Source organism: Yersinia sp. 2542 StPb PI (assembly GCF_048593855.1).
In the GTDB taxonomy this organism is placed as follows: Bacteria; Pseudomonadota; Gammaproteobacteria; order Enterobacterales; family Enterobacteriaceae; genus Yersinia; species Yersinia enterocolitica_E.
In genome coordinates, this window is the sequence record NZ_JAZGQA010000026.1 from 23,438 (window position 1) to 33,391 (window position 9,954).

The window sequence follows — 9,954 nt, forward strand, 5'->3', positions numbered from 1 at the left end:
TGAGCACTGCCGACTACGCTTAACAGCATCTATCTGCGGTGATACTGACCTGTTTCCCGCCCTTTCCGACCCTCAACATTATTTAAGGAATGTTTATGCGCCTAACTACCCTATGGTTACTCTGTGCGGGATTACTGCTTAGTGTCAATGTGATAGCAGCAGATACGGCGAAAACACCGTCACCCGCTCAGGCCGCACAACAGAAGAAGATGACTGACTGTAATCAGCAGGCAACGACCCAATCACTGAAAGGCGATGATCGGAAGAAGTTTATGAGCCAATGCCTGAAAGCGCAGATTCATCCCGATGAAAAAGCCCTGACGCCACAACAGCAGAAAATGAAAAGCTGCAATGCCGACGCAGCGGCCAAAGCATTAAAAGGTGATGAGCGTAAAACCTTTATGAGTACCTGCCTGAAGAAAGCCGCCTAATCCCCGCAGCCGGAGGGGTATTTAGTACCCCTTTTTTAATTGGATATAAACCGATACCTAATAAATATCAAGATCCAGGAAGGCGGTAAGCGAGGGAACCCCAATGAGCTTAACTTCCGCTAAAAAATTGGCTATGGTTAAACACAAACCATTGCTGTTGGCGGCAATCCCGCAATATAATGATAATAGTTATCATTGAATATTAATCTATACCCTCCGGTAATAGCGTGGTTAGACAGCGTCTTCAAGTCCGACGGGTATAGAGATTGAGTTTCACATTAAAGGAGTTAACGCTATGGCAGTAACTAAGCTGGTTCTGGTACGACACGGCGAAAGTCAGTGGAACAATGAAAACCGCTTCACCGGTTGGTATGATGTTGATTTATCTGAGAAAGGCCGTGGAGAAGCACAAGCGGCCGGCAAGCTGTTAAAAGACGAAGGTTTCGCGTTTGATTTTGCTTATACCTCAGTACTGAAACGTGCTATCCACACCTTGTGGAGTGTGCTGGATGAACTGGATCAGGCCTGGCTGCCAACAGAAAAAACCTGGAAACTGAATGAGCGTCATTACGGCGCACTGCAAGGTCTGGATAAATCAGAAACTGCGGCCAAATATGGCGACGAGCAAGTTAAATTGTGGCGTCGTGGTTTTGCTATCACCCCACCTGCGCTGGAAAAAAGCGATGAGCGCTTCCCTGGCAATGACCCACGTTACGCAAAGCTTACCGATGCAGAATTGCCAACCACAGAAAGTCTGGCGCTGACCATCGAACGTGTTATTCCTTACTGGAATGAAGTGATCAAACCCCGCATTGTCAGTGGTGAGCGTGTCATTATCGCCGCCCACGGTAACTCTCTGCGAGCATTGGTAAAATATCTGGATGACCTGAGCGAAGATGAAATTCTTGAGCTGAACATCCCAACTGCCGTACCTTTGGTGTATGAGTTTGATGAAAACTTCAAACCAATCAAACGTTACTATCTGGGTAACGCTGATGAAATCGCTGCTAAAGCCGCCGCTGTTGCCAACCAAGGCAAAGCGAAGTAATCATCCCTGATTAGCACCATTAAAAAACCCCCGAACATGATCAATGCCGGGGGTTTTTATTTGCCTGCTCGCTATTATTGGCGGCGCGCTTTCACGGCATCTGCTAACTCACGTAATACCGTTTCGGTGTCTTCCCAGCCGATACACGCATCGGTGACACTTTTGCCGTAAGTCAGTGGTTCGCCACTTTCCAGATTCTGATTGCCTTCCACCAAATGGCTTTCAATCATCACGCCCATAATCGATTTTTCACCATGAGCAATCTGGTTGCAGACATCTTTACTGACATCCATCTGCTTTTTAAATTGCTTGCTACTATTAGCATGGCTGAAATCAATCATGATCTGTGGTTCCAGGCCCGCTTTACTCAGCCCTTCTTTAACCGCAGCAACATGAGCACTGCTGTAGTTTGGCTCTTTGCCACCACGCAGAATAATATGACAATCGTCGTTACCGGCGGTATTTACAATCGCTGAATGACCCCATTTGGTCACTGACAGGAAGCAGTGCGGCGCACTGGCCGCATTAATGGCATCGATAGCGACCTTGATAGTGCCATCTGTGCCATTTTTAAATCCAACCGGGCAAGACAGACCTGAAGCCAGCTCACGGTGAACCTGAGATTCAGTGGTACGGGCGCCGATGGCACCCCAGCTCATCAGGTCAGCCAAATACTGCGGGGTTATCATATCCAAAAACTCACCCGCGGCTGGCAGCCCGCTCTCGTTGATATCTAACAATAACTTACGCGCGATACGCAGACCGTCATTGATGTCGTAGCTAGCGTCCATATGCGGATCGTTAATCAGACCTTTCCAACCCACCGTGGTACGCGGTTTTTCAAAATAAACCCGCATCACCACTTCAAGCTCGCCTTGCAGTTCTTCACGCAGGGTTAGCAAACGGGCCGCATACTCTTTGGCCGCTTGGGTATCATGAATAGAGCATGGACCGATGACAACCAACAAACGGTCGTCTTGGGCTCGCAGGATGTTATGAATAGCTGTGCGGGTCTTGGATACCGTTTCTGCTGCGTTCTCACTGGCTGGAAACTTCTCTAACAAAGCAACAGGGGGCAGGAGTTCCTTAATTTCATTAATCCGTAGGTCATCATTCAGGTAATTCATAGTTCTTCCATTAAGTCTTGTGACGGTCATCGCACAACGTCTATCGGTACCAATCTAGTTGAACCAATCTAGCTGGTGAATTGAACGCTGTAAATCTACTTTATTACATTTGGTGTTCTGTGCAGATAAACAGCAATAATGCGGTTTACTCGATTAGGTATCAACTTATTGAATGAAGCCATCAATTTTTATCTGGATTGTTATTTGTTATAAAATCATTAATAAGAGTCATACTCGGTTATCACCCCCCTCTTATCCCTAAAGGTTAATACGGTTTATGCCTAGGTTACTGTTAGTTGATGATCACCCTGTGGTGCATGTTGCCCTTGAAGCCGCACTGATGCGCGCGACACCACGTTATCATCTGCATTGCGCTGCTGATGACCAGCAGGCTTTGGCCTTATTGGCGGAATATCACTTCGATCTATTAATTTTGGATATCAGTTTGCCACAGCTTGACGGTTTGCAGTTTTTACGCAAAATCCGCCGCCACTATCCACAGCAGTCCATCATGATTTACACCGCCCAGGAAGAGGAAGTTTATGCCAAAATGGCTTATTCCGCTGGGGCACAGGGATTTATGCATAAAGGGCAGCCGATGGATAACCTATTGCAAGCCATTGATGCCGTTATTGCCGGCCAACGAGTATTCCCCGCCAGTACGCTGGATAGCGGCACACCTAACGATGAAAAATACCATTTAACCCAGAAAGAGCTGCAAATATTGGGATTACTCAGTAAAGGCCATTCTAATTTACATATTGCTGAGTTACTGAATATCAGCAATAAAACTGTCAGCACACATAAGAAAAATATTCTCAATAAAACCGGTGCAGCAAATTTACTGGCATTAATTGCCGTATTTAACGAGCTACAACCATGAGAAAATGCGGGTTAGTATTGCTATTCATTGTCCAATTCTGCCTGCTGCTACCCGCACAAGCGACCTCTACTTTGCACTACAATTTAGTTAGCAGCTTGAACATACCGGCCAGCACACCGTTTATCACACCTAATAATCCATGGCGTAATGCCACTTTGCGGGTTGGCATCCTCAACGACAATGTGAGCCCGTATAATATTATTGTCGATGGTGACCTGTACGGTCTGAATGCCGATTACCTTAACTATATTAAGCAAGCAACCGGGGCCAATGTGGAGGTGATAGGCTTCTCCGACGCCACAACCCTGAATCAGGCATTAAAACAAGGTGATATCGACCTACTGTTTGGTTTACCTCGCAGCGCATTAAATCCCAACTTATATATATCAAAACCTTATTATATCAGTAAGTTACTGGTGTTACGTAGCCGCCAAAATAGCCGTCAGGTAATGTTAAACTCGGCTGATGCGCGCATTGCTATTAGTAAAATGGCCGGTATGCAGTTGGTCGATGAAATTCAGAATAAAACCCCGCATAACCAGCTGTTTGATAATAATCTGCAAGCCATTTACTCCTTATTAAACGGCCTTAATGACTACTTTATTGCTGATGAAACCAGTGCCAGCTTTATTATTGATCAACTGCAACTGGGGCAAATTTATCAGGTTGAGAATGATATAAAGCCCGGCAGTCTCTCTTTGGTGTTTGCGGCAACCAATCCGGCATTGATAGAGACGCTTGATCACGTTATCAGCAACGTCCCTATGGACGTTCTTAATACCATTCAGGGCCGCTGGAGTAAAAAAATCCCCAGCTATCTCGATACCGGTAATGCTGATCTTACCCGCATGGAGCAAGAATGGGTTAAGGCCCATCCCGTGGTGTATTACGCCGCCATCGATGATGACTATCCCTTTACTTATCGTGGCCGCGATAAACAACCACGCGGCTATATTGTCGATATTCTCAATACCATTGCACAAAATACTGGCCTGCAATTTTCGCCGGTCTGGAGCAGTAACCCACGGTTGGCCGATCAACTGGTGCAACAAAATAAGGCCATGATGCGGGCTTTACTGCCGCTAGCCGGTGGTTTCAAAGCGCAATATGACAGCTCGATGCCAATTCACCGTGCCTTGTGGGGGGTGTATACCAACGCGTTCACCCATAATGTCTCAACGTGGGGAGATCTATCTGGTAAGCGTCTCGGTGTGGTGGAAGGGGATTTAGGTCAGCAACTGATCCCCCCCCAGACCTTGGCCACTGTCTTTGCTAACCGTAAGGCAATGTATGATGCACTGGCTAATGGGCAGTTGGACGGGCTGATTGATAATGTCATCTCCGCCAATTTTATGGTTCTTTCCCGCTATTCCGGGGTCATCAAACTGGCATTTGCGGCAGATAACATTGCTTATCCACTGGCCTTTGGCGTCGCGCAACACTCGCCGTTACTGCTGTCGATTCTCAATAAAAACTTGCTACAAATCCCCCCCGCCACCCTGCAATCACTGCGTGATGAATGGGTATCCGATCCTCGCAATATTATTGATGCGGTAAATGAAAATCGCATGATGCCCCCTGCCACCTGGTTGTTTAGCGCCCTTGGCGGGCTGTTGATACTGCTCTTGGTGGTGATGGTCCGCCGTTTTATTCAGCGGCGCAAAGAGCGACGTGAGCGAGAAGTCTTGGAACAGGCGCGCCTGCAAGCCGAAACCGCTAATCAGATGAAAAGTAAATTTCTGGCAACTATCAGCCATGAGCTACGAACACCAATGAATGCCATCCTTGGTTTGTTGGAACTGGAGCTTAAAAAAAACACTACCGCGCAGGGCAATTTGCCCGTTATTTACAGCTCAGCATCATCGTTATTAAGCCTACTCAATGACCTACAAGATTATGCCAAGTTAGAAATTGGCTCATTACAGCTTTTACCACAACCTACTGCATTGATTCCTTGGATTAATCATATTCGCGCGGTTTATCAACCGCTGTTGGGTATGCGGCCGATAACCTTAAATGTCAGTTACAGTGATAACTTACCTGAAACAGTTCTGCTTGATGGCGGTCGCTTACTTCAGGTCATGAACAATCTAATTAACAATGCCATTAAGTTTACCCGCCAAGGCGAAATTAATGTTCGGATGGCGTGGCAACCGCAGCACGAAGAGCAAGGAGAGTTGATATTGCAGGTGGAGGACAGTGGTTGCGGAATAGCCGCTGCGGAAATACCCCACCTGTTCCAGCCCTTTTATCGGGTTGAGACCAGCAACAATCTGATGATCCCAGGCAGTGGTTTGGGTTTATCGATCTGCAAAGAGCTTATTGACCGAATGAATGGCACTATCAGCCTGGCCTCAGAGCTGAATAAAGGCACCGTGGTCACCATCAAATTATTGCTTGCCATGGAGACGGTATCGCCATCAATCCTGAGGCCCGCAACAGAAATTACGGACACGTTATGCCTGTATCCTCTTCGTGTCGCGATGGTTGATGACCACCCGAGTAACCTCCTGTTGATGCAACAACAGCTCAGGCATTTTGGTATTGAATCCGAGCTGTTTGATAATGCCCGCCAGCTATTACACGCTCATTTTCAGCAACCGTTCGATGTGCTGTTTGTCGATTACAATATGCCCACTCTGGATGGTTTTACCCTGGCGCGAATCATTCGCCGACAAGAGCGCCCATCTCAGTCTAAAGCGGTAAAAATCATCCTTTGCTCAGCCGATGTACAAGAATTTACCCGTATCCGGTCTGGGAATATCGTTATCGACCATTGGCTGACCAAACCGGTGACACTCAGTGATATTGAGCGGGTATTACGCATACAAACCGTTATGGCCACAGAGCAACCGGTTTACGATAACCTGCGGGAAATACTATTACGATTGGGTAATCAGGACCCAAAAATGGTGCGCAAATTAGTGGTGACGCTGCTTGATTCCATGGTGCATGACCGCCAACAACTTGCACTGGTACCACAGTCGCTAGCGGCCCGTGCACAGGTATTACACCGCATTAAGGGCAGTTTTCTGATATTGCAAAATGCCGCAGGTGCCGCATTATGCCAGCAGTTAATTAGCCAATGCCAGCAAGGCAAAATCGCTCCTGCGGCCTATACTAAACTGCAGAATCTATTAGCACAGTTGATTAAAGGTTTGAATCAAACCCTGTCAGAGCTAACATAAATCGACAGTTCTGTGCACACATCTTATGGTCCAAGGATAACTATGGCTGTATCTTCATTTTTCCCCCAAGACAGCAACAGTAAACGCCTACTGATAGCTTTTGTGGTTACCACTCTGTTTATGGTGGTGGAAGCCATTGGTGGCTGGCTATCGGGTTCGCTGGCATTATTGGCGGATGCCGGACATATGCTGACAGACTCAGCCGCATTATTTATCGCATTGATGGCAGTTCATTTCTCTCAGCGAAAACCTGACTCTCGCCATACCTTTGGTTATTTGCGCCTGACCACACTGGCAGCGTTCGTCAACGCGGCGGCATTATTGTTGATTGTGGTATTGATAGTCTGGGAAGCGGTACGGCGTTTCTTTTCTCCCCATGAAGTGATGGGGATGCCGATGTTATTCATCGCCATCGCCGGATTATGTGCAAATATTTTCTGCTTCTGGATACTGCATCGTGGCGAGGAAGAAAAGAATATCAATGTGCGCGCCGCAGCCTTACATGTGCTGGGAGATCTATTAGGTTCCGTTGGGGCGATAGTGGCTGCCGTGGTCATTCTGACTACCGGCTGGACACCTATTGATCCGATATTGTCGGTATTGGTCTCAGTGTTGGTGCTCCGCAGCGCCTGGCGGCTGCTGAAAGAGAGTTTTCACGAACTGTTAGAGGGCGCGCCGCAAGAGATTGATATCACCAAATTGCGCAAAGACTTATGCGCCAGCATATATGAAGTGAGGGACGTTCATCATGTTCACTTATGGCAAGTTGGCGAAAAACGGCTAATGACACTGCATGTGCAAGTGATCCCTCCGAGGGATAACGATGAATTATTGCATCGTATCCAGCACCATTTACTGCATCACTACAATATTGGGCATGCCACCATTCAAATGGAATATCAGCATTGCGCCGCACCCGATTGTGGTATCAATCAGACCGCCAGTAACAACGCGCACCATTACCACCCTCACTGAGGGCAAAAGTCCACTGTTTCAACGGAGATAAACCCGATAAAACAGTGGCCTGACTTAGCCGCTAGTGACTCTGAGTTGATAACGGACGTGAATGATTTCTTGCCGCGCTCTTCATCCACAACCAAGAGCCATTCAGGGCAATCAGTGTCAGTATCACGTATTCCAGAGCCATCGCATAAACCCCCTGATAGGCGAAAATCGCTACACTGATGACATCAATCACCACCCAAATCAGCCAGTTCTCAACATATTTGCGTGTCATCAGGATCATCGCCACAATTGATAACACCATCATGGTGGAATCCCAGAATGGGAATGCATCAGGTTGCAGTTCAGGCATTTGCACATTAGCGCCCAAACGCTGCATCACCACCACTGCGGCACGGGTCAACCCGGCAAAAACAGTATCAATATGCAAGGTCATTAAAGCGATACCAGCCACGCACACTGCGCCCCAAATCAATGCTTTCGGCAATGATAACCAGCGAATTTTCAATTCAGCTTGATTGTCAGGCGTTTGCTTACTCCAGGCATACCAGCCATAGATATTGGCGACGAAGAAGAACAACTGTAATAGCAGGCTGGCATAGAGCTGAATCTGGAAAAAGATTACCGCAAATAACGTCACGTTAATCAGGCCAAACAGATAGTTAATTATCTTCTCTTTGCTGGCAAACCAAATACAGAGTAACCCGAACAGGGTACCAATCGCCTCTATCCATGAAAGGTCATACCCCCCCGCACCCAGCGGAATATGCACCAATATATTGCTTGTACTGAGGAAATCCATCTGGCAATCCTTTTATTGGGGAGAAATAATAAGTATTGAGGTCAATTGGTGTTATTTACGACTCAGGTATTGCCTTTGACCTGTAACTTCAACTGGTTGGCAAAATCCAACATCCGATTCAGCGGTATCAGCGCCTGCTGACGCAATTCTTCATCGACATGTATCTCATGCATTACACCTCCCTGCTCCAGCCCCTCAGCAATCGCTCTGAGACCATTCATTGCCATCCACGGACAGTGAGCGCATGTTCTGCACGTCGCACCTTCACCCGCCGTCGGGGCTTCGAATAATTCTTTATCTGGGCACGCCTGCTGCATTTTGTAAAAAATGCCACGGTCAGTCGCCACAATAAGTTTTTGCTGTGGCAACGTTTTTGCAGCCTGAATCAGTTGGCTAGTCGAGCCGACAGCATCAGCCATATCAACCACTGCCTGAGGTGATTCCGGGTGAACTAACACCGCAGCATCAGGATGCAGTACTTTCATGCGAGCCAGTGCCTGGGTTTTAAACTCGTCATGGACGATACAAGCCCCCTGCCAGCACAATACATCGGCCCCACTCTTCTTCTGCACATAATTACCCAAATGGCGATCCGGCGCCCAGATAATTTTCTCACCCAGGCTATCGAGATGCTCAATAAGCTCAACCGCAATACTGGAGGTCACTACCCAATCAGCTCGGGCTTTAACCGCCGCAGAGGTATTGGCATACACCACCACGGTGCGGTCTGGATGACTATCACAAAATGCGGCAAATTCATCCGCCGGGCAGCCTAAATCCAGCGAACACTCTGCATTCAGGGTTGGCATCAACACTTGCTTCTCAGGGTTCAAGATTTTGGCCGTTTCTCCCATAAAACGCACGCCGGCGACCAGTAATGTCGATGCCGGATGGTTATTACCAAATCGTGCCATTTCAAGGGAATCGGCGACGCAACCGCCGGTTTCTTCGGCTAAAGCTTGGATTTCGGGATCAGTATAATAGTGAGCGACTAACACCGCATCGCGCTGCTTCAGCAGTGTTTTGATCTTCTCACGGTAAAAGGCTTTTTCCTCTTCATCCAAAAGGACAGGCCGTGGAGGAAATGGATAAATAGCCGCATTCACATCAAAAGTTTCACTCATCGCTCACATCTCTGTTGCCAGTTATTCCAGAGTCAGCAAACGTTGCTGGCTGCCAGTAACACTTGATTTGTTTTTTATCCTAAACAAAATACCCAATATCCAGCTAAAAGTCGCCCAAAATTGTCTGATAATGGTGAAAATGTTTAATGGAGTTAAAAATGAGATGGGAAAGTGAGTCGTCGAAAGAATATTAGAGGATTATAGGGGTTATATTCAGGATGGAAAGGAAATCGATAAGAACACTAGGGAGATAAATCGGGAGGAGATGATGACAACTGGAAGATAATGGTGGGTTGTGCGGGATTACTTGACATAATGGTGGGTCGTGCGGGATTCGAACCTGCGACCAATTGATTAAAAGTCAACTGCTCTACCAACTGAGCTAACG

The 9,954-nt window shown here is 47.3% G+C and carries 8 protein-coding genes; 5 read left to right on the forward strand and 3 right to left on the reverse strand.

What is annotated here, in order from left to right:
• Positions 1–95 precede the first annotated feature (95 nt).
• On the forward strand, positions 96–431 hold the full coding sequence (locus tag V1952_RS05615; RefSeq protein ID WP_420074434.1) for a PsiF family protein: 336 nt from the start codon (positions 96–98) through the stop codon (positions 429–431).
• A gap of 295 nt (positions 432–726) precedes the next feature.
• Entirely contained in the window at positions 727–1,479 is a 753-nt protein-coding gene (gpmA, locus tag V1952_RS05620) for a 2,3-diphosphoglycerate-dependent phosphoglycerate mutase (RefSeq protein ID WP_083159566.1), read from the forward strand.
• Between the two features lie 74 nt (positions 1,480–1,553).
• On the opposite strand, the gene aroG is transcribed toward gpmA, so the two are convergent.
• A complete protein-coding gene (gene aroG / locus V1952_RS05625) occupies positions 1,554–2,606 on the reverse strand; it encodes a 3-deoxy-7-phosphoheptulonate synthase AroG (protein ID WP_083159568.1) in 1,053 nt (350 codons plus the stop codon).
• A 277-nt stretch (positions 2,607–2,883) separates the two neighbouring features.
• On the opposite strand from aroG, the gene V1952_RS05630 reads away from it, so the two are divergent.
• The 3 genes from V1952_RS05630 to zitB are packed head-to-tail and all read left to right on the forward strand — an operon-like array spanning position 2,884 to position 7,652.
• Positions 2,884–3,489 (forward strand): response regulator, encoded by a 606-nt coding sequence (locus tag V1952_RS05630; RefSeq protein ID WP_420074435.1) that lies wholly within the window; start codon positions 2,884–2,886, stop codon positions 3,487–3,489.
• On the forward strand, positions 3,486–6,677 hold the full coding sequence (locus V1952_RS05635; protein WP_420074436.1) for an ATP-binding protein: 3,192 nt from the start codon (positions 3,486–3,488) through the stop codon (positions 6,675–6,677). Before V1952_RS05630 ends, V1952_RS05635 begins: the two co-directional genes overlap by 4 nt.
• A gap of 42 nt (positions 6,678–6,719) precedes the next feature.
• Positions 6,720–7,652: a CDF family zinc transporter ZitB gene (gene zitB / locus V1952_RS05640; RefSeq protein WP_420071357.1), complete on the forward strand. Its 933-nt coding sequence runs from the start codon at positions 6,720–6,722 to the stop codon at positions 7,650–7,652.
• A gap of 61 nt (positions 7,653–7,713) precedes the next feature.
• Here the strand turns inward: zitB and pnuC are convergent, their stop codons facing one another.
• Together pnuC and nadA are read right to left on the reverse strand one after the other, a co-directional pair.
• Entirely contained in the window at positions 7,714–8,442 is a 729-nt protein-coding gene (gene pnuC, locus V1952_RS05645) for a nicotinamide riboside transporter PnuC (protein WP_420071356.1), read from the reverse strand.
• Between the two features lie 62 nt (positions 8,443–8,504).
• Positions 8,505–9,566, reverse strand: coding sequence for a quinolinate synthase NadA (nadA, locus tag V1952_RS05650; protein ID WP_420074437.1), 1,062 nt, complete (start codon positions 9,564–9,566; stop codon positions 8,505–8,507).
• Between the last annotated feature and the right edge of the window lie 388 nt (positions 9,567–9,954).